Raw genomic sequence first — 24,361 nt, 5'->3', positions numbered from 1 at the left:
ATTTAAATATAAAATCCAATCATGAAAAGAAATGCAACAGCCGTATGGCAAGGTTCTATCAAAGAAGGTAGTGGTAACATCACTACACAAAGCACTACTCTAAATAATACTCAATATTCTTTCAATACCCGCTTTGCAGAGGGTGTGGGCACAAATCCAGAAGAATTAATTGCCGCAGCACATGCAGGCTGCTTTACCATGAAACTATCTGCTAATTTAACCGAAGCAGGTTTTACAGCCGATAAACTGGAAACTAAATGTGAAATTAACCTTGATCCGTCAAAAGGTGAAATTGTAGAGTCGCATTTAACTTTAACAGCTTCTGTACCTGATTTGACCCAAGAAAAATTTGATGAGTTGGTAGCAGATGCAGAGAAAAACTGCCCGATCTCTAAATTATTGAATACAACCATTACGGTTGATGCTACTTTAGCATAATGATAATATTTCGTTGTGCTGAGATATCTTTTGCCTCGGTACAACGTTTTTTTTTGCAAAAAAATTTAAATTAATTGTATAACTTAGTTTTATAATCTAAGTTAACATGAAAAAATCTCTTCTATTTTTAAGCACATCCATGCTTTTAAGTGGCTGCGTCAGCTTTACCCACAAAAATGAGCAGACCTTTACTAGTACTTCCGGCAACTATGCTGATAGTATAGATTTTGACAAACCGATTAGCGAAGAGGATTTATTTACAATAGCAAGAACAAGTAAAAACGAAAAGGTCAGGCTTCTAGCTGTTCAAAATCTAAACGATGAATCCAATCTGTTTAACATTGCTTCTTTTGACAATGATACTGCAATTGTAAAAACTGCAGTAGGTAAAATGAAAGATGAATCAAACCTGTTTCACGTGGCAACCTTTAATAACAATATCGCATTCAAAAAAATTGCTGTTGCTAAAATGCACGATGAATCTAACTTGTTCCACATTGCTTCCTTTGATCAAGATGCCACCTTAAGGAACCTTGCCGTTACAAAGATGAACGACCAGTCTAATCTATTTCACATAGCCTCTTTTGATCAGGATGCCACAATAAGGAAGTTGGCAGTTAGCAAAATGAATGATCAGGCAAACTTGTTTCATGTAGCCTGTTTTGACAAAGATGCGGCAACCAGAAAACAAGCTGTTAGCAAAATGAATGACCAGTCTAACTTAAACCATATCATTTCTTTCGAGAAAGAAGCTGAAATAAGGGAACTTGCATTAAATCAGCTTAAGCATAATTAACAGGCTTCAGTTGATAATTTAGATTTACAAACTTTCAGCTTCAATAACCTAAGCCATATATTTCCCTACAATTGGCATCCTTCTTCCCATACCAAAGGCTTTGGGCGATACCCTTAAAATAGGTGGCGTTTGGTAGCGTTTAAATTCGGCAATATTTACCATTTTTAAAATCCGCAGTACCAATGCCTCATCAAAACCCTGGGCAATAATGGCTTTTGATCCTTGTTTCTTTTCGATGTGCTGATACAATATTTTATCGAGGACTTCATATTCGGGCAACGAATCAGAATCTTTCTGATCGGGCCTCAATTCTGCTGACGGTGGTTTAACAATGGTATTAACCGGTATAATTTCCCTTTCCTTATTAATATACTTCGCCAGCTCAAAAACCTGTAATTTATATACATCGCCAATAACACCAATTGCACCACACATGTCGCCATACAAAGTTCCGTAACCTACTGCACATTCACTTTTGTTAGAGGTATTCAATAAAATATAGCCGAATTTGTTGCTCATCGCCATGTTAATGATGCCCCGGATCCTAGCTTGAATATTCTCTTCGGTGAGGTTAAATGGTAAACCTTTAAAAGCTGGTGCCAATATATGATCAAAAGCTTCTGCAACGTCTTTAATCGGTACAATCTCATGCATACAGCCAATATTATTAACCAAATCCAGCGCATCCTGAACAGAATGGTCGGATGAAAATTTAGAGGGCATTAAAACGGCCATTACATTCTCAGGGCCTAACGCGCGACAGGCCAAGGCACAAACCACAGCTGAATCAATTCCGCCAGATAAACCTAAAACGGCTTTACTAAAACCAGATTTCTTGAAATAATCTTTTATCCCTAAAACCAGCGCATCATGAATCTGTTCGATATCCGTTAATCTTTCCGATTGCGGATACTTATTTCGGACATTTTCAACTTCCTCCAGATCAAATACCTGAAGATCTTCCTCAAAATATTTCATTTCTGCTTTCATGGCGCCATCAGCGTCAAAAACCAAAGACCCTCCATCAAAAATAATCTCCGTCTGTGCACCAACCTGATTAACATAAAATACGGGCATGTGGTACTTTTTTGCATTATCGGCCAATACTTTAATACGCTCATCATCATGGGTATAAGAGAACGGTGATGCCGCGATGTTAATCATAACATCCGGCCGCTCTTTAATCAGCTCATCCATCGGATTGGAGATATACAATGGATTATCGTTAATATTCCAGAGGTCTTCGCAAATGGTCAGGGCAATTTTTTTACCCTTAAAATCGATACAGTTAAACTGTGTGGCAGGTTCAAAATAACGATATTCATCAAACACATCGTAGGTTGGCAATAATGCTTTTTTAACAATTGCTTTAATTGCTCCATCTTCAATAAAATAGGCCGCATTATAGAGGTCTTTGCCTTGCAATAACTCATTTTTAATAGGTAAACCAACAATACAGGCAATGCCGGTGCAATACTTGGCTATCTCCTGAGCAGCACTTTCACACAATGCAATAAACTCTTCAAACTCCAGAAAATCTCTGGGTGGATAACCGCAGATAGCCAATTCCGCAAAAACTACTAAATCCGCTCCTTTATCTTTAGCCAGTTGAATATTGTCGATTATTTTTTGGGTATTGGCCTCAAAATTCCCGATGTGATAATTAAGTTGTGCTAGTGCTATTTTCATGGTTGTAGTATCAGGTTAGTGAGTAGTTAGTATCAGGTAGTGTGTATCAAGTATCAAGAGAGATATCCAGATTAAAAAAATACGCCGAAATTAAGTGTTAAATAGTGATTTCTAACATCTCTGGCTTTATCGGTCACAATATTAGTGAAACCGTTGTTAAAAGTTAACCCGGCTACTATGCTGGTATTGCCCGAAATATCAAATTCCCCACCGCCACCAATAATTAATCCGGCACGGTAAAATTTGATCTGATCAGATACTTTTAAATTATCGCCAACAACCATGCCACCTGTAACGGCATCTTGTTTTGCAGTGATATTAATTGAATTAGATAATCCGAACTGGCCATACCAGCGTTTTCCGTCAGTTTTTACGGTTTTCAGCTTGATGGTTAAAGGAAGTTCTATGTATTGTAACTTGTATTTTAAATCGTAAGCTTTAGGAGTTTTACTGCCACTGGCTGCGTAATAAGGTAAAACATTGGCCTCTGTACTTTTACCGTTAATAGATGTAATGGTTAGGGCGGTAGAGAAACTGTAGTTTGGAGCAAAATTGAAATCGCCAATTAATCCATACGAAAAGCCCAAAGCTACACCATCTGTTTTTCCCTGTTCAGGCTTAAACCAACCAAAAGTTGGGCTGGCAGTTAAACCTAACCTGAAACCATAACTGGTTAAAGGCGAGTTTTGCGCCCAGGCGCCAAAACCCAAAACAGATAAAATTAAAATGGTTGATATTCTTTTCATGCTATAGGTGTTTATATATTTGTGATACATGATGTATAACGTAAAACACTGGCAAATTTATCTAATTTTTCTTTTTGCCATCATATTTATTTCCTGTAAGCATAGCAACCGGCCTGATGTGAGTAACATAAAGGTAGACATCAAAATTGAAAGATTTGATCAGGAACTCTTTAATGGAAAAAACAAAAATATAATTGATGTGGATAAACAACTCGCGTCAAAGTATGGGGTATTTTATGACGATTTTATTCATCGGATTTTAGATAGTAAGTATTCCAATACCGAATCATTAGCCAATTTATACCACGATCAGGCCTATACCGATTTAAGCAAAGAAGTGGATAGTGTTTTCCCAAATTTGAAAGTACAGGAAGAAGGATTGAACGAGACTTTTAAATACATTAAATACTATTATCCAAAGGCCAGGATTCCAAAATTTATTTCCTTTGCTTCAGGTTTTGCTTACCAGATGCCCGTAGGCGATAACTATCTGGGCATTGGTTTAGATATGTTTTTAGGCAAAGACAGCAAATTTTACAGGGCCATAGTGCAAAGTGTACCCCTATATCTTTCGAGGAGGTTTACACCTGAATATATTGTACCACGTGTGGCCGAAACCTATGCCCACGAGGAACTTTTTGCCGAGCCTGATGATAACAGGACCTTATTATCCAAAATGATTTTCCAGGGAAAGATTTTGTATTTTCTCGATCAGGTTTTACCTGAAAATGTGGGCGATTCGACCAAAATCGGATATACCCAACAGCAACTGGATTGGGTACAAAATTTTGAAGGAGATATTTGGGCCTATTTTTTAGAAAACAATTATCTGTATGAAACCGATTACCAAAAAATCCAGGTTTTTTTATCAGAAGGACCTTTTACACCAGGTTTAGGTGAAAATAGAGAATCGGCACCAAAATTGGGCGTATGGATAGGTTGGCAGATGGTTAGGAAATATATGAACACGCATCCCGATATTACATTACAACAGTTAATGGCTGATAATGATGCACAGAAAATCTTAAATCAATCAAAATATAAACCGAAACAACAAAAATAGTTGGCCGTTATCAGTTAACCGATTAACCAGTTCAAACGATTAACCCAGAGAAATGAAAGTAGGCATTGTATTATCGGGCGGAGGCATTAGGGGAATAGCGCATTTAGGCGTGCTAAAGGCCTTTAGTAATTTAGGAATTACCTTTAGCCACATTAGCGGAACAAGTGCAGGAGCCATTGCAGGAGCATTTTTTGCTGCCGGCATTGACCCGGAAGAAGGGTTGAGTATTTTCCTGAAAACCAAGCTTTGGCGCTTTGTACGCCCGGCGGTGGGTTCTTTGGGCTTAATCAATATTGAAAATACCGCTTTGATTCTGAAGGAATATTTTCCTGAAGATTCCATCGAAAAGCTGAAGATACCTTTAACCATAGCTGCCGTAAATTTTAGCGAAGGCCGGTTGGTTTATTTTACAAAAGGGCCACTCATCAGGGCCGTCCACGCCTCAAGCTGCATACCCGGCATTTTTAAACCCATCATGATTGATGGGCAGATGTATGTAGATGGAGGGATTCTAAATAATTTTCCTGTAGAACCTCTAATGGAAACCTGCGATTTTATTATTGGCTCATCTTGTAACCATCTTAAGCCTGTTGATAAAATTACAGGAATCACCAATTTAATGGGCCGAGCGGGGATCATGTCCATCAACCACGATATGGAAAGAAAAGCAAAATTTTGCAATGTACTAATTGAGCCAAAAGGTTTAGGGGCCATCAGTACGTTCGATATGAAACGTGCAGAAGACATTTACTGGCTGGCACATGAAGAGGCCTTGATTACCATTAAAAATAGCCCTACAATAATGGATTTGATTAAAAAATAATTGTTTAAAATTAATGCCTCGACAAACCTTAAAAACTTTTTTAAACGATTATCATTTAATTTTTTCCCTGTTAATTGCTTCAACTGCAGCTATAATCGGTTTGAGTTTACTTTCGGAATTTCAAGCATGGTCGGCGGTTTTAGTAACGGCTTTGGGCTTTGGCATTTATTATCTGGCCATGTGGATTTGTAGCGCAGAGGCTAATTTTACACATGACGAGCAAACATTAGAGGTTACTTTGTTTGCCAGAAACCTAAACATTTACCGTACACTTCATATTCCATTAGCAACCGTAAGAGGTTTCGGACTGGAACAAATCACTCGGGGCAGCTATAGTATAATTATTTATTTAGCTAATTCAGATTATCATAAATTCTCGGTACGGAGGTATAGTGAAGCTATTGAACTGGAAGCATATCTTTCTACATTTTTGAATAAGCTGACAAAAGATACGCACCCAAAATATCCTGATTTTTTATCAGGATTTGCCTTTGCAATTAAGAAAGTCGCATTTTTTTTAATTATAACAACAATCTTTGCCTTTATCATAGTCGAGTATGCCAAGTTCTCAAACTTTCTCACTTTCATCTTATGCGCCTGCTTTAATATAACAGCGTGGCTATTTATAATTCGAAAGCCAATTAAAAAAGCGCTTTTCAGGTTTGGGGCATTTTACGTGTTTCCTAATCTGTTTATTTATCTGGCACCCCTATTAGCGATTATAATCTGCTGGAAAACCGAAGAGATAAGAAGCAAACCTATTTCATTCAAAAAACCTCATGAATTAATTGCGGAAAGACCATATTTATTTTATCGATTTGATCGAACTGTAATTAATCCTAAAATAATTGACGTTTCTACCTACGTAATTTCTACAAATAGTAACAGCAGGGAAAGAACATTTAACGTTACTCACTATTTTGCTACACCTTTGGCGAGCGTGGATTCTATTCGTGTCAATGGAAGATATAATATTTGGTTGGTAAAAACTTTCAAGCAGAAAATCAGAAAAGATTTGGGCGTAGAATTGAGATCCAATCTCATTCAGCATTTTCATAATGAGACAAAAATTGAATTTGAAAATCTTTTTAGAATTATACCAGCTTTTTACAAAAATAACTTTAATGATAGAATAGCAAACCAACTCTTGTACGGAAACTTAAATGCATCTAAGCAAAACTACATTCTGGTCCCCCATTGGGAAGAAATTCAGGTTTATAAAAATGAGCAGCTTAAAGAAATATATTTACTTGTAACAGCAATAATTATTTTAAGTTTAGTTGGATGTATTTTTATTGCGGTGAACAGATAGTTAATAAATTATTTATCAATCCCCCTCATTGTCCTCATTTGCAACGAGGATAAAAGAGAATGGCAATTGTATTGCCGGGAGGAAACATTTCTCTGTAACTGATGCAATCACACTACCAATGTGGTTCCCCACAAGGGGCTGGCTCAGAAATGATTTTGGAGATTTTGGCAGAATAATATTCTGAAAGGGTGTCATTCCCGTGAAAACGGGAACCAAGAAATGCTCAGTGAAGCTAATCTTAATGCGATAAAACGGCGACTAAATAAGTTCATATTAAAGCATTAAGACGCCCAGTCAAGCTGAGCATGACGACATCGCAAAATTTAATTTCCTTGCCATTACTGAATCTGATATTGTGAGACAGGCTCCTATATTAATTAGTTTTTAAGGCTACCAAACGTTCGCCCACTAGTACCGGGATTGTTTTGCACAGATTCAGCTGCAGGCAAAAAACAACATCTTCTTCAATATTCAATTGGGCCAGGCGATGACTATGTGAAGATTTGTGAAGGTATTTCCTCAGATCTCCTTTGGCCAGGCTATATAAGTCTTCGGCTGCCACGCTTGAATCATCGAAATGTTCGAAATTCTGACGGAGATTTGTAACCAATGCACCAGCAAAAAGGGTATCCTCTAAATTAAACTGATCTTTCCAGCCTGCACAAAGCAAAAGCACATTTTTATCCTGGCTTTTCAAATAATCACAAAGTGAATCTAAATTTAGGAAAGAACCTATTACTACCTGATAGGCCCTTTTCTGTGCCAAATGCAAAGCTTTGGTGCCATTTGTAGTGGTGAGAACAACTGTTTTTCCATTCACCTTTTCAGGGGTATAGGAAAAGGGTGAGTTACCAAAATCATAACCTGCTACAACCTCTCCGTTTCGTTCTGCAGCCAATAAAAATCCGCTATCGCGATAGTTTAAACAATCTTCTACCTGAGCTACTGGAATAATTGCTTCAGCACCATTATCTATCCCATAGGTAATAGAAGAGGTAGCCCTCAAAATATCGATCACTACCACAATGCTTTCCTCAATATCGTATAGATCGATCAGGGCTGGAGTTAAACAAACTTCTATTTTTTTTGACATTTCAGGAGATTTATTTATTAATTATTTCTTTTACCTTTTCTTCCAGAAGTTTTTGATCAGGTAAATAGAGTTGATATTTGGAGACAAAGATTTTATTCGAAAGTCCGCCTGTAGCATATTTAACCAAAAACTCATTTTTATCTGCAGCAATAATAATCCCAATAGGATCATTATCTCCTTCAACATTTTCTTCTTCTTTAAAATAGTTAAGGTAAAAATTCATTTGCCCGATATCTTGATGCTTCACCTTTTTTGTTTTCAGATCAATAAGTACGAAGCACCTTAATATTCGGTGATAAAATACGATATCAACAAACATATGCTCGTTATCTACAGTGATTTTAAACTGCCTGGCCACAAATGAAAAGCCTTTACCGAGCTCTAACAGAAATTTCTGTAAATTGTCTATAAGTTTTTTTTCGAGTCCAGATTCCTTAACGATACTTCCCATTGGGATTTTTAAGAATTCAAACACATAGGGATCTCGGACCAGATCGTCAGTACTGTTAAGTAGATAACCTTTTTCAGCCAAAGCCAGCACGCCCTTCTTATCTTTACTGAGTGCAAGTCTTTGAAATAAAGATGAATCAATCTGTCGTTTCATCTCCCTAAAACTCCAATTTTCTTTTATGGCCTGGGTTTCATAGAAATTTCGGGCAAGTTCGTCAGAAATAGTTAAAAGTTCTGCATAGTGACTCCAGCTGAGGAAAATACCAGACGGTGTCTGGCTATTTGAAAATTCGCCAGACACTGTCTGGCGAATTAAATCTTTATCTATAAACGGCTGAAATTTTGGATAATTAAGATAGAACAAGCGCATCAACTGCAAACTCGAACGGCTAAACCCTTTCCCAAATTTCAACTTTAAATCTACAGAAAGTGTTACTAACAACTCCTTCCCATAATCAGCTCTCCGCTTGCCCTGCTGTTCAAAATCAACTATATAGCGTCCGATTTTCCAATTAGCGGTAATCAGTTCAATATTAATTGCTTTTACCGCATTCTGCCTGGCCGTTTGTAAGGTAGATTCTATTTGATAAAGCAGCTCATTATATTTATTTTCCTCCGGTTTCATCAGTTATAAAATATTGCTGCTTTGAACTAAATTTTATTTATAAAAAGGAAACTTCACTACCTTAGCTTTGATCGGCGTATTGCGGATTAAAACAAAAACTTCAGTTCCTTCTTTAGCGAAATCTTTTGCTACGTAGCCCATCCCGATTGCTTTTTGCAAAGACGGCGCTTGCGTACCAGAAGTTACTTTACCGATAACATTTCCTTCAGCGTCAGCAATTTGATAATCATGGCGGGGAATGCCGCGATCAATCATTTCGAAACCAACCAATTTCTTTTGAATACCGGCCTCTTTCTGTGCCAGTAAAGCTTCAGAATTTGTAAATTGTTTAGAGAATTTTGTGATCCAACCTAACCCTGCTTCAATTGGAGAAGTGGTATCGTCGATATCATTTCCGTACAGACAAAAACCCATTTCTAAACGTAGAGTATCGCGGGCACCTAAACCAATTGGTTTAATGTTATACGGCGCACCAGCTTCAAAAATAGCATCCCAGATCTGATCAGCGTATTGATTTTCGAAATAAATCTCAAAGCCACCTGCACCGGTATAACCTGTTGCAGAAATTACTACATTGTCAATACCGGCAAAAGTACCTTTCACGAAAGTATAATATTCCATGGAAGCCAAATCAACCTCTGTTAAGCTTTGTAAAGCATCAGCTGCCTTTGGCCCTTGAATAGCCAAAAGAGAAGTTTGATCAGAAATATTGTGCATTTCTACACCTTCTGTATTAAATTGTTGTATCCAGTTCCAATCTTTTTCAATGTTTGAGGCATTTACCACTAACATATAAGTTTTATCATCTATTTTGTAAACCAAAAGATCATCAACAATACCGCCATCTTGATTTGGCAAACAAGAATACTGCACTTTTCCATCATATAATTTAGCGGCATCGTTACTGGTCACACGCTGTATAAGATCTAGTGCATTTTCACCTTTAAGAATAAATTCACCCATGTGGCTCACATCAAAAACACCTACTCCATTACGAACAGTTGCATGTTCGGCATTAATACCTTCATAAGTAACAGGCATATTATAACCTGCAAATGGAACCATTTTAGCGCCTAAAGCGATGTGTTTTTCTGTTAATGCGGTATTTTTCATCCGTAAATTTATTTTTTATGAATAATGAAGCGATTACAATTTGAACCCCAATTGTGGCGATTTTATTGCTATTGTTCGTGGCGCAAAACTACTAAGAAAAAGACAAAATTTTGAGGTTAATTTTAAGTGACTTTTTTAGCTGATTTTCTATTTATGCGCCATGCTGAACGTGTTTCAGCATCTACTAAAATGAATTTAAGCACTTACCAATTCCTCATAAATCTTTAACATTTTACCGGAGATTAACTGAATGCCATGATCATTTTCGACTGTTCTACGCGCATTCTCCCCGATTTCTACCCAGCGCTTAGGATTGATGACACACTGCAAAATCGAACGGTAAAACTCATCTGCAGAATCAGCAATTAAGATGTCATGTCCATGCCTGCAGTTAATTCCTTCAGCTGCGGTAGTAGTAGCAATGATGCATTTCTTCATCGCCATACCTTCAATAATCTTTACCCGCATTCCAGTACCGGAAATTAAGGGTACGATCATAATGGCTTTGGAGTTCATAAACTCTACTGCATCAAATACCTCCCCTTCCACGATCAGGTTTTCAGAATCGTATTCGAAAAAATGTTTCTGCATGTTTTTTCCGGCTATATAAAACCGCAGATCTTTATTCAACTTTTCAATATCTGGCCAGATATCATCTAAAAACCACTCTAATCCTTCCTGATTAGGCCGCCAATCCATTGCTCCCAAATGGAAAAGCGTAGGAAAACTGGTTTTGGCCTTATCTACCTTATATTTTTCCAAATCGATGGCCACAGGAAAAACCGACATTGGGATTTCACAGCCAAACCTCAGTATACTCTGGCGATCGGGCTCGGAAATGGCAAAAATATGATGAAACCGGTTAATCTGATCGGTTTCATAAGCTTTAAGCCGTTGTGCTAAAAAAGCTAAGTATTTGCGCCTAATGAGAAAATTTTCTGAATGCGAAAGACGTTCCCATAACGTAAATTCGATATTATGCGCCCGATAGATGAGCTTGGCACTACTGTTTGCTTTAACCACATCAAGATAAGGCACCACAAACAGACCTTCGAACTGGATGATATCAAATGCATTTTCCCGTAAGAGACTTTCGAGCTGCCGCGCAGCATCTTCGCTATAGTATCTGGAAACATTATACGATTCGTTGGTGAAAATATTGAAAAAAGCCGACCATACATTTACATCGGTATCTAAATCACAGGTATGGTATTTAATCTGTTCAAAAACAGGGTCATAGATATCTTCAATGTCAATCCGCCCTTTGGTGGGGTTAAGGCTAAACAATGTAATATCTGCACCAAGTTGTAGCAAGCCTTTTATGGTGTTATATACCACAATCGGATAACCACTATTTGGCGGAAAAGGGATCCGCTTAGTAATCAACAGAATTTTCACGATGTGGTGAAAATACGAAATTTTAGGCGTTTTTTGAAAACAGCTCCAACTGAGGGTCGCTCACATTAAAAGTTTTGCGATGAAAAGGTGATAAACCAATTTCGAGTACGGCCTTACGGTGTGCAATGGTGGGATAACCTTTATTTTGCTGCCAATTATAATGAGGATAGCCCACGTGCAGATTGGTCATATATTCATCGCGGTGGGTTTTAGCTAATATTGATGCTGCAGCAATGTTAAGGTATTTACCGTCGCCCTTCACAATGCAACTATGCGGAATCTGCGGATAGGTTTTGAAACGATTTCCATCAATCACCAGGTATTGTGGATGGGTATGTAATTTTTCAATCGCCCTGTGCATGGCCAAAAATGATGCATTTAAAATATTGATGCGGTCGATTTCTTCATGGTCGCAGGAGGCCACTGCCCAGGCCAGAGCCTGCTGTTCAATAATTGGTCTTAACAGTGCTCTTTGCTCATGGGAGAGCTGTTTGGAATCGTTTAAACCCTCCAGTACAAACCCTTTGGGCAATATTACTGCCGCAGCAAAAACTGGCCCAGCCAGGCAACCTCTTCCCGCTTCATCACAGCCGGCTTCTAATAATTCCTCCTGATAGCAGTTTAACAACATGTTGCAAATTTAAATAATAACGTCCGATTATTGAAAAATGGTTTATAAAGATGTAATTTAGTTTTGAACACAAAGAATTTATGAGATGTTAAAAATCTTGAGTACCATTTGCCTTGTTTTCATCTGTAGTTTGTTATCTGCACAGACAAAAGGATCAGAAAACTTATCAATTGAACAGCAAGATTCATTAATGGAAGAAAATTCCCATTGCATGCACTTCGATAAATATAGTTCTGAACAAAGGAAAATGTTTTATCCTTTTAACCGGACAGAATTTGTGTCTTTAATATCCTTTATAGATACGATATCAAAATTTTCAAGCCATCTGCCAGTAAAAAAAGGAGTTTTAGATACTGGGATGGTAAAAGAGGAAATCAGATTATCCAAGCAAGATATCAACAAACTAACTGATTTACTTTTTAACTATGGTTACAGATCTAAAAAATATGGAGTGATCGAAGATGGAATGTCCTGCTACGACCCACACAATGCTATTTTATTCTTTAACGACAAGAGGAAAGTAATCGCTTATATTGAAATCTGCTTCGATTGCCTGCGTATGCAATTCAGCTCGAATAAAATACGTATTGGTGAAAAATGTACTGAAAAATTTAACATGCTAAAAAATTTCTTTACCTCAACTGGGATCAAATTTGTTTCGGGAAGCTATACAGATGAATAATGAGAGATTATAACGAAACACTTGCCCAGCGTGTAGCTGAACGTTTAATGCACATTGCTGATGTAGAAGAAAAACTGATGTTTAGCGGGTTGGTATTCATGGTAAATGGCAAAATGTGCATCGGTGTTTCCAAAGAGGGTCTGATGTTAAGACTGGATCCAAATGCGTTAGACAATTTATCAGATAAGGATGGCTGGGAACAAATGGTGATGGGCGGCCGACCGATGAAGGGCTATATTTCGGTATCGGAAGATGTATTAAACCGAAATGATGAACTCAATTTCTGGGTTAAGCTTGCCCTGGATTTTAACCCTTTTGCCAAATCATCAAAAAAGAAAAAACAGGTATAAAGGACCTACAAAGCGCCAAGACAGCCAAGTAAATCGCTTTTACTTTTCTCTGATCATTCTTCTTCTTTCTGCGCAAGCCTAAGCATTATGTTTGCCGCGGAGGCACGAAAACCACGGAAAGACTTTAGTTTACTCCGTGATTTCTGTGTTTCCGTGGCTAATTAATTTTTGCACATGTTTTAAAAGCAATTCCCCAACTTAAACGTGCTAACGCTAGTAAGAGCCATATTTTTTGATTAACTTTACTTTTCTAATCAAATTTTATGAAAAAAGGAGTTGCTCTAGCGGTATTTCTGCTATCTATCTCGTTAACCGTTCTAGCTCAAATTAAAACAACTGCCCCATCAATAGCAACCAAAGAAAAAAATACACCACAGTTAAAAACGCAGGCACCTGAAGGGCATTATTGTGATTATTGTAAACTGAATTACCCGGAACCCCATTTCCCCTGCATCATGAAATCCATTAAAGGCAAACTAGATGTAACTACGGGAGAGATCAGTTTTGCAGCTGGGCAACCTATTGGCGGACTTGTGGTAAAAGCAGACAAAAAGCCCGGAGAAAATACGGTTACACTAGTAACTAATCAAAATGGCGAAATAGAGTTTAACAATACCAGCGCGGGAAATTATAAATTTATCATTTCAGTGCCTGTTACCAATCCCAAATCGAAGGTGGCAGGATCGCCAATCGGAGGAATAATTGTTAAAGGTGGTAAAAATCCTGGTGGAAACTCAATCACTTTAATAACAAACGACAACGGTGAAATAGAATTGAATAACCTCTCTGCCGGCAACTATAAATTCACAGCAACAGGTGCCTCCGAAGGGGAGAAAAATAATCCTATATACAAATCAAGTTATTCGGAAACGGCAAACCCCTGATTAAAAACAAAAACCGTTTAATTTACGTTTCCTTCCATTTTTGGCACTATTATGGAATCTTTCAAATCTGTGCATCTTTAAATTGTTATACATTTAAAACACACATTATGAAATATTTAAATTTTATATTAAGCCTTACTTTTCTTTCGTTCGGCTTCCAGTCTTTTGCCCAAACCGATAAGGAAACGACCATAAAAATTGTGGCAGGTAAAAATTATACTTTTGTGGCCAATACGGCCACACCGATGGCCAATAACGATATCAACAGAATCATGTCTATGATGCCAGGCAGCCAGGCAGGCTCTTCGATAAACTTAACCGGATCGCAATATGATGTAAGGGTTACCAAAGACAGTATTGTGGCCTATCTTCCTTATTTTGGCAGGTCCTTTTCTGCTCCGATAGATCCGACACAGGGCGGAATTAGATTTACTTCAAAAAATTTCACCTACAAAGAATCGAAAAATAAAAAGGGAATGTACACCATTCAAATCGAGACCAAAGATGTAACAAGAGAAAATTACCGGTTTACGCTCAATGTCTCTACCAATGGTTATGCTTCTTTAACGGCCAGCAGTATGAATAAACAACCCATCTTTTTTAATGGATATTTAGAGGAACCGAAGAGAAAGGATTAACTAAGAGTCTGAAAAACAAGATTTGTCAATCCGGAGCCTGTTGAAGGGCCTAATAATTATAGGCGTTTCGACAAGCTCAACGTGACATACCTAAAGAGATGACAATAACTTTTAATCTATCTTTTTACCAACTCAATCTGAAAAATGTATGGCCATTTTTTACCCGCTACAAACAGCCTTTTACCCACCTTATCGTAAGCAATTCCGTTTAGAACGTTGTTGTTTTTTTCATCATCAGTTTTAAAATAATCGGCTGGCAATAGTCCCGACAAATCGATCTTACCTTCAACAGCTCCCGATTGTGGATTAATGATCATGATCTCATTCGTGGTATATACGTTTGCATAAATTTTACCATCGATCACTTCCAGTTCGTTCAGATTTTGGATCGGCCCCTTATTATCGAAAACATCGATTGAGCCAATTTTTTGATAAGTATCCTTATCCAGGAAAAATATCGTATTGGAACCATCGGTATTTAACACTTTCTCCCCATCAAAAGCCAAACCCCAGCCTTCTCTTCCTGTAGTATAAGAAAACTCAGATAGTTTTTTTAAGGTAGCTTTATCATAAACAAAACCGACTTTTTCACGATAAGTTAACTGGATAATCTTATTTCCGATCACGGTCATGCCTTCGCCAAAATACTGTTTATCTAAATCTGTTTGCTGAAGAATTTTCCCTGTAGCAGGCTCTACCTTACGTAAGCTCGAGTGGCCATAATCGCCGGCGCTTTCGTAAAAGATGCCGTCATGGTATTCCAAACCTTCTACATATGAAGCGGTATCATGAGGCAGACTCTTAATCACTTTATACGTATATTCTGCAGGCGCCTGAGCGGCTAAAACGTTGATATTTGAAGTGACATCTTCTGATTTTCCTTCACCAAATATTTTAGCTGTTAACAGGTGATTACCCAGCTTTAGACCTTCCGTTTTAAGTTTAAGCGCCAAAGTGTCGGTTTTTGAAGCAACTTTGATGGTGTCGATCAAATACACAACGGAATCTACTTTCTGATCGGCCCCAAATTGTACTTTAACATCAAATTCATTACCAGAGGACACATTAAGACCGGTTAATGGAGAAACAAAGTTACGGTAGGTTGTGGTAGCACTTTCTTTACAGGCAGTTGCAAATGCAAGTGCAGTTCCGACAAATATGAAATTTTTGATATGGTTAATCTTCAGGCCAAAACGCATCTTCTATATGGTTTAAGTTATAAGTTTTATTTTTTGTAAAGGTAATCGCAATAATATCAAAACGGATATCATTTTGATGATTCATGATTTCAATATAGGCATTAGCGGCCAATTCCATTTGAATTTGTTTAGATTTTTGAACAAATTCCTCGGGTTCGCCAAAAGCAATGGAGCTGCGGGATTTAACTTCTACAAAAACCATGATGCCGTTTTTATATACAATCAAATCAACTTCGGCTTTACCATGCGTCCAGTTTTCATCTAAAATTTCATATCCCAGATCTTCCAGATATTGTTTTGCAATTTTTTCGCCTACTCTGCCTAAATCGTTATGAAGCGCCATATCTAACAATTATTGAATGAGTGAGTTTTGAATGAATGAATTTTATAGTCTCTTCATCAGGGACGATCGTCATGATTGAAAAGCCGTCATTTCGAGCAGAGAGCAAGGCAGTCGGGAACCCGAAGGCTCTGCGAAGCAAAATCTGTTTAGACAGATCTCTCCATTTCGCTATGCTTCATTCGAGATGACAAAATCTCTACAGGACTCCAGTCATTTGTAATTTATTTTACAATAACAGAGCCTAAAAATTTCGAAATCTCACGCTCTACGCCTTTAATCACACCATAGCGTTGCATTAAAATCATTTGGTTCTCTTCGTTCTTTTCTTCCTTTATCTCTTTCAACAGGTTCATTAATATCTTCTCCACCTTACGTTTTTTAAGGTGAAAAATACCACCTAAAATGGTTGCTTTTAAATTCATTGATTCATCTTTAACGTAGATAAGATGTTTGTTTAACCAATTCTCACTTAAAGCATACTCTGAAGTAGACAGCGTAATCGCTAAATCTGCAATATCCCTGTCTTCATGTTTAACGAAGTGGTTAGCAGTTGGTAACCTGCCGTTGTCAATTTCAGATTTATAGTAATCAATAATTCGCTTGCAAAGCGGATCGTCGAATTCAACATCGCTCAGGTTCTGCATGATGAATGGACCAATGTACATATCATCAATCTTATCCCAGTTAACAAATTCATGCCCAAAAGCCAGTAGTAAGCGTACAATTTCCTTTTCCTGATATTCTTCTTCTTTAGCTGTCTCCTGTGGCTCGTAACCAGATGGTCCTACACTATCATCCCATAAATCATCAGGTGGACCAAGCGGTTCTGGTGGGCCTGAATTATAAGATTTCGGATTGCCCGAAGGAGTTGCCCGCTGATTACCCTCAAAACTCTTTTTAAGCTTTGCCGAACGCATTTTATTGAGTTCGCTCAGCAAAATATGCTCTTCAATTTCGAGCAAACTGCTACTCTCGCGGATAAAAACCGAAGCTTTAATCGGATCTGGAATTTTGGCAATACTTTCTACAATATCTCGGATAATACCTGCGCGCTTGATGGGATCATTACCGGCATCTTTGAGCAGTACATTTGCCTTATAGAGAATAAAGTCTTTTCTATTCTGCTCCAGATAGGTTTTAAATGCACCAGCGCCCACATGATGCATATAAGAATCAGGGTCGTGACCATCAGGGAAGGAAACAATCTTTACGTTCAATCCTTCTTCCAGAATCATATCCAGACCACGGAGCGAGGCTTTTATTCCTGCGGCATCACCATCAAAAAGAATGGTGATATTCTGGGTAAAACGCCCGATCAGTTTAATTTGCTCTACGGTTAAAGAGGTACCCGAAGAGGCGACTACGTTTTCTATCCCAGCCTGATGAACAGAAAGCACATCGGCATAACCTTCTGCCAGGTAACAGTTATCTAAATCGCGGATGGCTTTTTTGGCGTGGAATAAACCATAAAGCACATTCGACTTGTGGTAAATTTCGCTCTCAGGAGAATTGACGTATTTCGGTACATTTTTATCTGTTTTGAGCGTTCTGCCGCCAAAACCAATGATCCGACCGGTAAAGTTGTGGATGGGAAACATCACACGCCCACGGAAACGATCATATATTTTACCGTTATCGTTTTTAATGGATAAACCTGTTGATTCCAAAAACTCAAGCTTATGTCCGGCATTTGTAGCACTTTGTGTTAATGCATCCCAAACATCAGGAGAATAACCCACTTCGAATTTTTTTAGGATATCTTCTCTAAATCCGCGCTCTTTAAAATAGCTGAGGCCTATGCCTCTACCCTCTTCTGTTTCCCAGAGCTGCTTTACAAAAAACGCGGCAGCATACTGCGATACGATGTACAGGCTTTCTTTAGCGCTCTGTGCTTCGGCAGCCTGAGGAGAGAGTTCGGTCTCCTCTACCTCTATATTGTATTTATTGGCTAAAAATTTAAGTGCTTCCGGATATGAATATTTTTCATGATCCATAATAAAGCGTACTGAATCGCCCCCTTTACCGCAGCCAAAACATTTATAAATGCCTTTAGTTACGGATACATGGAAAGAAGGTGTTTTTTCACCATGGAAAGGACAGTTCCCGATTAAACTGGTTCCGCGTTTTTTTAAGTGCACAAAATCCCCAACTACCTCCTCAATACGGGCGGTATCCATTATCTTATCTATTGTTTCGCGGTTTATCATACTTAGTTATTGTCCGTCATTGCGAGGAGGCACGACGAAGCAATCTTTTTTGCTATTTTTATTTTAAACTGATTTTACCTGCAGGAAAGATTGCTTCACTCCATCGCACATTTCCCTTCTTCAGTTCGCAATGACGATATTTTTAATCGCATTGACCTTCACCATTCTTTAACTATTTCCCATAAATCCTTCCATCCAGGATTTATAGATTCTATTAACTTTATTTTCCTTTTTCGGCTTCCGCCTTTAATTCTCTTTTCTTCTGCAATTGCTTCCTCTATCGAATCATAGGAACAAAAATAAACAAGTTTGTCTAAGTTATATTTTGCAGAAAAAGATTTCGGATGTGCTTTTTCTTTGTGCTCTATTATTCTAGATGTTATATCAGAGGTAACTCCAGTGTAAAATGTTGTATGCGTAAAATTAGTAATGATGTAGATTGTTCCACCTCTTTCCATATTACATTTTAAATTTACCGCTAAACAGGAAAGATTGCTTCACTCCAACACACTTTCCCTTTCTTCGGTTCGCAATGAAGAATCGGCCCATTTCACCACAAAGATAACAGAGATAAAACACAAAGCACACAGAGAAATTTTCTTTGTGTGCTTTGCGGAATACTCAGCGAACCTTGCGGTTTAAAAAACCTGTTACTTCACCAAAGGCAGCAATTGATCAGCCACTAATTTGTTTCCGGTTTCGTTTAAGTGCACCCGATCAACGGTTAAAATACCTTTTTCTTTATCTTCCTGATTATTTTTTGCTTCATATTCAGCAAAAATTTTCCTTAAATCGCATACCGGAAGATTATTTTTCGCGGCCAATGCTCTAATTCCTTCGGCATATTTATTCAGATCGGCATCCAGTTCATTGGTTCCATCTTTTTTCTCCCCAACAACTGAAGGCGTAACCAATACCACTTTACTGCCCGCAGCCTGAATTTTATTAATCAGGGCCTGATAAAATTTTAGATATTTATCATAGTCGGTACCAGTATGAGACGATTGTTTATGCCACACATCATTAATACCAACGTAAATAACTACCAGATCAGGTTTCTTATTTAATACATCGTCCTCTAAACGCAGGTAAAGATCATAAACCTTATTACCGCCGATACCAGCGCCTATAATATCATATTTGGTAGAATCGAGCGATTTTTTGATCAGCGTTACGTATCCGTTTTTTGAAACGCCCTGCTGCGTAATGGAATCGCCGAAAAAGATAATCCGTTTGGGTTTAAATGTCATTGAGGTTAATGCAATTAAGCAAAAGCTTAGTAAAATACTCGTTTTTAATGCTGTTTTCATTATATATAATTGGTTAGGTTATTTTTTATCGGTCTTTTTGAAATCCAGATCCTGGAAGTCGAAACTAAAATCGGTTAATGGAGAAATGGCTTCGATTTTAAAACCATCGGCCAGGGCATTGTTATCTAAGCTAAAATTAACAAAGGCATCAGCATCCAAACTTCTGTCGTACCATTTCACTATAAAAGTATTACCTTTATAGTAAGTCATGTCGCCTCTCAGTTTTGGTGAATTTTTGGATTGAAAATGCATTTTACCATCCAATTCACTAATAGTTACCTCGCCAAACCAGGAGTCGCGGAAAGTTCCATAGTAATTTTTAGCGTCGGGTTTCGAAGCTGCTAATTTTTGTTGAGCAGCAATATCGCTCCAAACTTTGGTTACCATCTCATCTGCCTGTTTTTCATTTCTTAACCTGTTATCATTGTACGTTTTAATCCTGTCCTGACCTTTAATACCTAAATAACCATCTTTAATCGAGTTGGTAATGGCATTGAAAGCTGCGCCGGACTGCTGGTTGGTTAATACAATGATACCCAGTTTCAGTTCTGGCAGTATGGTAACCTGTGTTACAATTCCTGACAAACCACCCGTATGTGTCGCCTGGAAATTACCATTCACGTTGCTCAAAAACCAGCCTAAACCGTAACTGCTAAAAGCCGCCGGGTTTCCACCAGCAATAATGGTTTGCGGGGTCCAAAGTTCTCTGGCCACAGCAGGACTGAACAGTTTTTTATCCAAGGTTTCGCCATATTTACCACCATTAATCATGGCCATTACCCATTTACTCATATCGGTAACGTTTGAGTAAATCCCTCCTGCCGCATTCGCAATTTCGCCAAAGCTTAAGCCTACAGGAAGCAGTTTACCTTGATAAGGTGCATGGCCATCAATTACATTCGATTTATCCTTTAAACGGTACCAGGAGGCGGCAGTCTTACTCATACCCAGTGGTTTGATGATTCTGCTTTCGATAAAATCCTCATAAGTAATTCCTGAAACCCTTGCCACCACTTCTCCGGCTACAATGTACATCAGGTTATCGTAGTCGTATTTGGTACGGAAAGAAGAAACTGGTTTTAAGTACCGTAAATTGTGAATAAGCTGCTTTTTATCTACTGTTGATGAATCAGGCCAGATCATTAAATCGCCTGCGCCTAAATCTAAACCACTGCGGTGTGTAAGCAAATCGCGGATAGTAAACTCACTGGTTACGTACGCATCATACATTTTAAATTCGGGAATTACATCCGTTACTTTCGTATCCCAGGTTATCTTCTTCTCATCAACCAGCATACCCAAAGCGGCCGCGGTAAAAGCCTTTGTATTTGATGCCACACCAAAAAGGGTATGCTCATCAACCTTTTTATTGGTTTTGATGGAACTCACCCCATAACCCTTCAAATGAATAATTTTTCCATCCTTAATTACAGAAACGGCAATACCGGGTACATTGAACGTGCTAAGGGTTTTCTCGACCACACTGTCAATCTGTTTTGAAGTGAGTATCTGCGCATGCAACTGGAAGCTCAAAAACAGTGAAAAGGCAAGGGATATTTTGAATTTAAAGGAAGAAAAAAGTTGCATGAATATGGCTTTTAAAATAATCTTTTAAAGATACTAAATCTTTTTATGCGATAGTAAATTGAGGACAGGTTATCAAAGAAAATAAATCTTCCTGCTTTTTATAAACACCGTTTAGAGATTTCTACATTTCGCTGTGCTCCAGTCGAAATGACGCCCAATTTTAAGCAGTTGATTCAGTAACCTGTTTTGATAAGGTTTATAATTGACAATCCTGATTTAGATATCTCGGAAATAGCTAATTTTAAGTGATTACTTAGCTTTTTCGAGTTTATAATCTTTATGTACGATTAAAAAGCTCGCTCTTTCTTCTTTTTTGAAAGGATAGTCCCAGTTGCCCTGATAAGTGATTTTGGTGGGCAATTTATCGTCTCCGAAATAACCCATTTCTATATTCATCTGCACATCAAAATCAAATAGCATATTGCTGTATTTCATGTCGACATAACGGCCCAGGATATTAAAATTACGCTTATCAAAAATGGTAACCAGTTCTTTGATCATGATACCATCTTTGGTCCATTTGCTTAAATCAGGTTTAACAGAAACTTTAAAGCGATACACCGGAATAGAATCGAGGTAAGTACCACTGGTGAAACCATAATCATAATATTGGCGCATATTGGCCGAAAATATCTCCGTTTTACTGCCGATGAACGGTACTTTTATCGGGCGGCCAGGATTAAAGATTAAGGTTTTCAGTTTATCTTTATAACTTTCGTTTGTTCCTCCTTTTCCATCAGGCTTGGGTGCATTTGGGACGAAATCGGTGTTATAGGCGTTCATAAAAATGTAATCAAACATTTCTACGGTATACAACTGGTATTTCCCGTTTCTTTTATAAATTTTTCCCGTATCCTGTTTTACCAGATATTCCATTTTATAGGGGCCGCTATTGTTATGGCGGATTTTACGGTAAATCTTCCCATCTACTTTATTATTTTTATCATAACTATAAATCCTGTTCTCAGCAATGAAAGTATAACGTTTCATATCCCTGAACGATTGATAAAAGGAAGTATCATACATCACCTTTCTGATAAAGGTTTCTACATTCAACTTCTCAGCCTTGATATTTACAGCTGAATCCAGTACAATGGTTTTAATGGTATCCGGATTAAAGCGGTTGATTTCCTGCGCAAACCCCTGGTGAAAGAATGGGATGAATAATAAAAGAAGAAGTATTTTTTTCATGTATGATGATGTATGGTAGAAGATGGGTGATGTAAGATGGACGATGGAAGTAAATTCCCATCATCCATCTTACCTTTTTACATCTTCCGTACTAATTTCCTAGTTGTTTTAAAGCAATGTAAGCCATTAATCCGGTTGATATTTTCAGGGCATCTTCATCCACATCAAACCTTGGCGTATGTACCGAATATTGAGTGTCTTTAGCTGCATTACCAGTACCTAAACGATAAAAACAAGCATCTGTTACCTGTGAGTAGAAAGAAAAATCTTCAGCAGCCATCCAGATATCTAAATCAACCACATTTTCCTTACCCAGAAAATCTTCTGCAAAGGCTCTTGCGTTTGCGGTTAGTTTTTCTTCATTGATTAAAAAAGGATAACCTCTATGGATATCGAAATCGCAACTTCCGCCCATACTTTCGGCCATACCTTCGGCCATTTTCTTCATGCGTTTGTGTGCTTCATCTCTCCAGTTTTCATCCAAGGTTCTAAATGTACCTTCAATTTTAACCTCATTCGGAATGATATTGGTCGCACCGTTGGCCGTTACTTTACCAAAAGACAAAACCGATGGAATACGCGGATCGGCATTGCGACTTACAATCTGCTGCAATGCAATGATAATATGTGATGCAATTACAACAGGATCAATATTTTGATGGGGCTGTGCACCATGCCCTCCTTTTCCGGTTACCGTAACATAAAGTTCATCAGTAGAGGCCATGTAAATACCCGAACGGAAACCTACTTTCCCGGCATCAATCAGTGGCATTACATGCTGTCCAACAATATGATGTGGTTTTGGATTTTCAAGTACACCTTCTTTGATCATGATGCTTGCTCCACCAGGCAAAAGTTCTTCAGCAGGCTGAAAAATCAGTTTGATGGTCCCACCGAAATCATCTTTCATTTGATTCAGGATATAAGCTGTGCCTAAAAGGGACGAAGTATGCACATCGTGTCCGCAGGCATGCATTACCCCATTATTTTTGGATCGGTAAGGTTTGTCGTTTGCTTCGTGAATGGGTAAGGCATCCATATCAGCACGTAAGGCAATAACTTTATCAGATGGATGGCTACCTTTAATTAAACCCACCACACCTGTATTGGCACAGTCGGTATATTCAATCCCCCATTTTTTTAATTTATCCTTAATGAACAGAGAAGTTTCAAATTCTTTGAACGATAATTCGGGATTGGCGTGAATATGTTGACGATAGCTTACTACATCATTAAAAATTTGAGCGGCCAGTTCCTGTACTTTATTTTTGATCATTGGTTGTTGTGGTATCTAAAGTTGGTGCATTTATTTTTTCCCTAAAAATAAACAAGGTTGGGAAAGTTGGTCGGAGTTCGTTAATCAGGCGTTGAGCCTCTAAACGGCTTCTAAAATCGCCCACACGAACATAATAGTTGGGTTCTTTATAGGTAAGGTAAGTATTTAATTGAGGATACATTCCTTTAAAACGTGCCTGCTGGTTAAAAACTTCGCGCCGGTCTGAGCCGTAAAAAATCTGTACGCGGTAGCCGTAGGACGAAACAATCGGCTTGCCTGGCTTTACCTCACCCGAGGATTTGTAAACCTCCAGTCGCCTGGCGATTAAACTATCGATTAAAGGATCTTTTATAACAGTTACTTCGCCTTTCTGTGCAAAAGCGGTTAGGGTGAGAAACAAACAGAATATAAAAGTTAATGTTATTTTCATGAGTAAATAATTGGCTTATGATGAGCACATGTATTGTCTCTATCTTCTTAACAACAAGAATGCCGAAATCGTTGCGAAAATCGGCAT

25 protein-coding genes are annotated in these 24,361 nt (G+C 38.1%); 9 read left to right on the top strand and 16 right to left on the bottom strand.

The window, feature by feature from the left end; translation table 11 throughout:
* The first annotated feature begins 21 nt into the window (after positions 1-21).
* Complete coding sequence (locus tag QZ738_RS11590) at positions 22-438, top strand: OsmC family protein (RefSeq protein ID WP_293787668.1); 417 nt, start codon at positions 22-24, stop codon at positions 436-438.
* A gap of 106 nt (positions 439-544) precedes the next feature.
* The gene (locus tag QZ738_RS11585; RefSeq protein WP_293787666.1) at positions 545-1,234 is read left to right on the top strand and encodes a hypothetical protein; all 690 of its coding nucleotides are present in this window, start codon (positions 545-547) and stop codon (positions 1,232-1,234) included.
* Between the two features lie 48 nt (positions 1,235-1,282).
* Here the strand turns inward: QZ738_RS11585 and QZ738_RS11580 are convergent, their stop codons facing one another.
* On the bottom strand, positions 1,283-2,923 hold the full coding sequence (locus QZ738_RS11580) for an NAD+ synthase (RefSeq protein ID WP_293787664.1): 1,641 nt from the start codon (positions 2,921-2,923) through the stop codon (positions 1,283-1,285).
* A gap of 71 nt (positions 2,924-2,994) precedes the next feature.
* Positions 2,995-3,669, bottom strand: a complete 675-nt coding sequence (locus tag QZ738_RS11575; RefSeq protein WP_293787662.1) for a porin family protein — start codon at positions 3,667-3,669, stop codon at positions 2,995-2,997.
* 118 nt (positions 3,670-3,787) lie between these two features.
* On the opposite strand from QZ738_RS11575, the gene gldB reads away from it, so the two are divergent.
* From gldB to QZ738_RS11560, 3 genes are read left to right on the top strand one after another with little or no spacing between them, the layout of a single operon-like run.
* A complete protein-coding gene (gene gldB / locus QZ738_RS11570) occupies positions 3,788-4,732 on the top strand; it encodes a gliding motility lipoprotein GldB (RefSeq protein ID WP_367268584.1) in 945 nt (314 codons plus the stop codon).
* Between the two features lie 52 nt (positions 4,733-4,784).
* Positions 4,785-5,555, top strand: a complete 771-nt coding sequence (locus tag QZ738_RS11565) for a patatin-like phospholipase family protein (protein ID WP_293787658.1) — start codon at positions 4,785-4,787, stop codon at positions 5,553-5,555.
* Positions 5,556-5,568: 13 nt separating this feature from the next.
* On the top strand, positions 5,569-6,867 hold the full coding sequence (locus tag QZ738_RS11560) for a hypothetical protein (RefSeq protein WP_293787656.1): 1,299 nt from the start codon (positions 5,569-5,571) through the stop codon (positions 6,865-6,867).
* A 373-nt stretch (positions 6,868-7,240) separates the two neighbouring features.
* Here QZ738_RS11560 and QZ738_RS11555 read toward each other — a convergent pair whose 3' ends face one another.
* The 5 genes from QZ738_RS11555 to QZ738_RS11535 all read right to left on the bottom strand — a co-directional run bounded on the left by QZ738_RS11555 (position 7,241) and on the right by QZ738_RS11535 (position 12,177).
* The gene (locus tag QZ738_RS11555; protein ID WP_293787654.1) at positions 7,241-7,960 is read right to left on the bottom strand and encodes a 2-phosphosulfolactate phosphatase; all 720 of its coding nucleotides are present in this window, start codon (positions 7,958-7,960) and stop codon (positions 7,241-7,243) included.
* A gap of 10 nt (positions 7,961-7,970) precedes the next feature.
* A complete protein-coding gene (locus QZ738_RS11550) occupies positions 7,971-9,035 on the bottom strand; it encodes a PDDEXK nuclease domain-containing protein (protein ID WP_293787652.1) in 1,065 nt (354 codons plus the stop codon).
* 33 nt (positions 9,036-9,068) lie between these two features.
* Positions 9,069-10,148: a glycine cleavage system aminomethyltransferase GcvT gene (gcvT, locus tag QZ738_RS11545; RefSeq protein ID WP_293787650.1), complete on the bottom strand. Its 1,080-nt coding sequence runs from the start codon at positions 10,146-10,148 to the stop codon at positions 9,069-9,071.
* Positions 10,149-10,343: 195 nt separating this feature from the next.
* Complete coding sequence (locus QZ738_RS11540; protein WP_293787648.1) at positions 10,344-11,546, bottom strand: glycosyltransferase; 1,203 nt, start codon at positions 11,544-11,546, stop codon at positions 10,344-10,346.
* Positions 11,547-11,568: 22 nt separating this feature from the next.
* A complete protein-coding gene (locus QZ738_RS11535) occupies positions 11,569-12,177 on the bottom strand; it encodes a ribonuclease HII (protein WP_293787646.1) in 609 nt (202 codons plus the stop codon).
* A 97-nt stretch (positions 12,178-12,274) separates the two neighbouring features.
* On the opposite strand from QZ738_RS11535, the gene QZ738_RS11530 reads away from it, so the two are divergent.
* The 4 genes from QZ738_RS11530 (at position 12,275) to QZ738_RS11515 (ending at position 14,731) form a co-directional block, all read left to right on the top strand.
* Positions 12,275-12,859 (top strand): hypothetical protein, encoded by a 585-nt coding sequence (locus tag QZ738_RS11530; RefSeq protein ID WP_293787644.1) that lies wholly within the window; start codon positions 12,275-12,277, stop codon positions 12,857-12,859.
* Positions 12,859-13,209, top strand: a complete 351-nt coding sequence (locus QZ738_RS11525) for a TfoX/Sxy family protein (RefSeq protein WP_293787642.1) — start codon at positions 12,859-12,861, stop codon at positions 13,207-13,209. Before QZ738_RS11530 ends, QZ738_RS11525 begins: the two co-directional genes overlap by 1 nt.
* A 263-nt stretch (positions 13,210-13,472) precedes the next feature.
* Complete coding sequence (locus tag QZ738_RS11520) at positions 13,473-14,093, top strand: hypothetical protein (RefSeq protein ID WP_293787640.1); 621 nt, start codon at positions 13,473-13,475, stop codon at positions 14,091-14,093.
* Between the two features lie 107 nt (positions 14,094-14,200).
* Positions 14,201-14,731, top strand: coding sequence for a DUF4251 domain-containing protein (locus QZ738_RS11515; protein WP_293787638.1), 531 nt, complete (start codon positions 14,201-14,203; stop codon positions 14,729-14,731).
* Between the two features lie 116 nt (positions 14,732-14,847).
* Here QZ738_RS11515 and QZ738_RS11510 read toward each other — a convergent pair whose 3' ends face one another.
* From QZ738_RS11510 to QZ738_RS11470, 9 genes are all read right to left on the bottom strand, one after another.
* On the bottom strand, positions 14,848-15,930 hold the full coding sequence (locus QZ738_RS11510) for a glutaminyl-peptide cyclotransferase (RefSeq protein WP_293787636.1): 1,083 nt from the start codon (positions 15,928-15,930) through the stop codon (positions 14,848-14,850).
* Positions 15,908-16,273: a YraN family protein gene (locus tag QZ738_RS11505; protein ID WP_293787634.1), complete on the bottom strand. Its 366-nt coding sequence runs from the start codon at positions 16,271-16,273 to the stop codon at positions 15,908-15,910. Before QZ738_RS11505 ends, QZ738_RS11510 begins: the two co-directional genes overlap by 23 nt.
* A gap of 221 nt (positions 16,274-16,494) precedes the next feature.
* Positions 16,495-18,480: a DNA primase gene (dnaG, locus tag QZ738_RS11500; protein WP_293787632.1), complete on the bottom strand. Its 1,986-nt coding sequence runs from the start codon at positions 18,478-18,480 to the stop codon at positions 16,495-16,497.
* 158 nt (positions 18,481-18,638) lie between these two features.
* Entirely contained in the window at positions 18,639-18,938 is a 300-nt protein-coding gene (locus QZ738_RS11495) for a GIY-YIG nuclease family protein (protein WP_293787630.1), read from the bottom strand.
* A 192-nt stretch (positions 18,939-19,130) separates the two neighbouring features.
* On the bottom strand, positions 19,131-19,790 hold the full coding sequence (locus tag QZ738_RS11490) for an SGNH/GDSL hydrolase family protein (RefSeq protein ID WP_293787628.1): 660 nt from the start codon (positions 19,788-19,790) through the stop codon (positions 19,131-19,133).
* An 18-nt stretch (positions 19,791-19,808) separates the two neighbouring features.
* The gene (locus QZ738_RS11485; RefSeq protein WP_293787626.1) at positions 19,809-21,377 is read right to left on the bottom strand and encodes a serine hydrolase; all 1,569 of its coding nucleotides are present in this window, start codon (positions 21,375-21,377) and stop codon (positions 19,809-19,811) included.
* Between the two features lie 249 nt (positions 21,378-21,626).
* Positions 21,627-22,568 (bottom strand): hypothetical protein, encoded by a 942-nt coding sequence (locus QZ738_RS11480; protein ID WP_293787625.1) that lies wholly within the window; start codon positions 22,566-22,568, stop codon positions 21,627-21,629.
* 91 nt (positions 22,569-22,659) lie between these two features.
* The gene (locus QZ738_RS11475; protein ID WP_293787623.1) at positions 22,660-23,844 is read right to left on the bottom strand and encodes a M20 family metallopeptidase; all 1,185 of its coding nucleotides are present in this window, start codon (positions 23,842-23,844) and stop codon (positions 22,660-22,662) included.
* Positions 23,831-24,274, bottom strand: coding sequence for an SPOR domain-containing protein (locus QZ738_RS11470; protein WP_293787621.1), 444 nt, complete (start codon positions 24,272-24,274; stop codon positions 23,831-23,833). Before QZ738_RS11470 ends, QZ738_RS11475 begins: the two co-directional genes overlap by 14 nt.
* Between the last annotated feature and the right edge of the window lie 87 nt (positions 24,275-24,361).

The organism is uncultured Pedobacter sp. (assembly GCF_913776295.1).
Lineage (GTDB): Bacteria > Bacteroidota > Bacteroidia > Sphingobacteriales > Sphingobacteriaceae > Pedobacter.
The sequence above is the reverse complement of the archived record's forward strand: the minus strand, read 5'-3'. Positions and strand labels throughout refer to the sequence as shown.

Coding starts and splice junctions, on each gene's coding strand:
- QZ738_RS11590 (WP_293787668.1), top strand. CDS start 22: ATGAAAAGAAATGCAACAGCCGTATGGCAAGGTTCTATCAAAGAAGGT.
- QZ738_RS11585 (WP_293787666.1), top strand. CDS start 545: ATGAAAAAATCTCTTCTATTTTTAAGCACATCCATGCTTTTAAGTGGC.
- QZ738_RS11580 (WP_293787664.1), bottom strand. CDS start 2,923: ATGAAAATAGCACTAGCACAACTTAATTATCACATCGGGAATTTTGAG.
- QZ738_RS11575 (WP_293787662.1), bottom strand. CDS start 3,669: ATGAAAAGAATATCAACCATTTTAATTTTATCTGTTTTGGGTTTTGGC.
- QZ738_RS11565 (WP_293787658.1), top strand. CDS start 4,785: ATGAAAGTAGGCATTGTATTATCGGGCGGAGGCATTAGGGGAATAGCG.
- QZ738_RS11560 (WP_293787656.1), top strand. CDS start 5,569: ATGCCTCGACAAACCTTAAAAACTTTTTTAAACGATTATCATTTAATT.
- QZ738_RS11555 (WP_293787654.1), bottom strand. CDS start 7,960: ATGTCAAAAAAAATAGAAGTTTGTTTAACTCCAGCCCTGATCGATCTA.
- QZ738_RS11550 (WP_293787652.1), bottom strand. CDS start 9,035: ATGAAACCGGAGGAAAATAAATATAATGAGCTGCTTTATCAAATAGAA.
- gcvT (WP_293787650.1), bottom strand. CDS start 10,148: ATGAAAAATACCGCATTAACAGAAAAACACATCGCTTTAGGCGCTAAA.
- QZ738_RS11535 (WP_293787646.1), bottom strand. CDS start 12,177: ATGTTGTTAAACTGCTATCAGGAGGAATTATTAGAAGCCGGCTGTGAT.
- QZ738_RS11525 (WP_293787642.1), top strand. CDS start 12,859: ATGAGAGATTATAACGAAACACTTGCCCAGCGTGTAGCTGAACGTTTA.
- QZ738_RS11520 (WP_293787640.1), top strand. CDS start 13,473: ATGAAAAAAGGAGTTGCTCTAGCGGTATTTCTGCTATCTATCTCGTTA.
- QZ738_RS11515 (WP_293787638.1), top strand. CDS start 14,201: ATGAAATATTTAAATTTTATATTAAGCCTTACTTTTCTTTCGTTCGGC.
- QZ738_RS11510 (WP_293787636.1), bottom strand. CDS start 15,930: ATGCGTTTTGGCCTGAAGATTAACCATATCAAAAATTTCATATTTGTC.
- QZ738_RS11505 (WP_293787634.1), bottom strand. CDS start 16,273: ATGGCGCTTCATAACGATTTAGGCAGAGTAGGCGAAAAAATTGCAAAA.
- dnaG (WP_293787632.1), bottom strand. CDS start 18,480: ATGATAAACCGCGAAACAATAGATAAGATAATGGATACCGCCCGTATT.
- QZ738_RS11495 (WP_293787630.1), bottom strand. CDS start 18,938: ATGGAAAGAGGTGGAACAATCTACATCATTACTAATTTTACGCATACA.
- QZ738_RS11490 (WP_293787628.1), bottom strand. CDS start 19,790: ATGAAAACAGCATTAAAAACGAGTATTTTACTAAGCTTTTGCTTAATT.
- QZ738_RS11485 (WP_293787626.1), bottom strand. CDS start 21,377: ATGCAACTTTTTTCTTCCTTTAAATTCAAAATATCCCTTGCCTTTTCA.
- QZ738_RS11480 (WP_293787625.1), bottom strand. CDS start 22,568: ATGAAAAAAATACTTCTTCTTTTATTATTCATCCCATTCTTTCACCAG.
- QZ738_RS11475 (WP_293787623.1), bottom strand. CDS start 23,844: ATGATCAAAAATAAAGTACAGGAACTGGCCGCTCAAATTTTTAATGAT.
- QZ738_RS11470 (WP_293787621.1), bottom strand. CDS start 24,274: ATGAAAATAACATTAACTTTTATATTCTGTTTGTTTCTCACCCTAACC.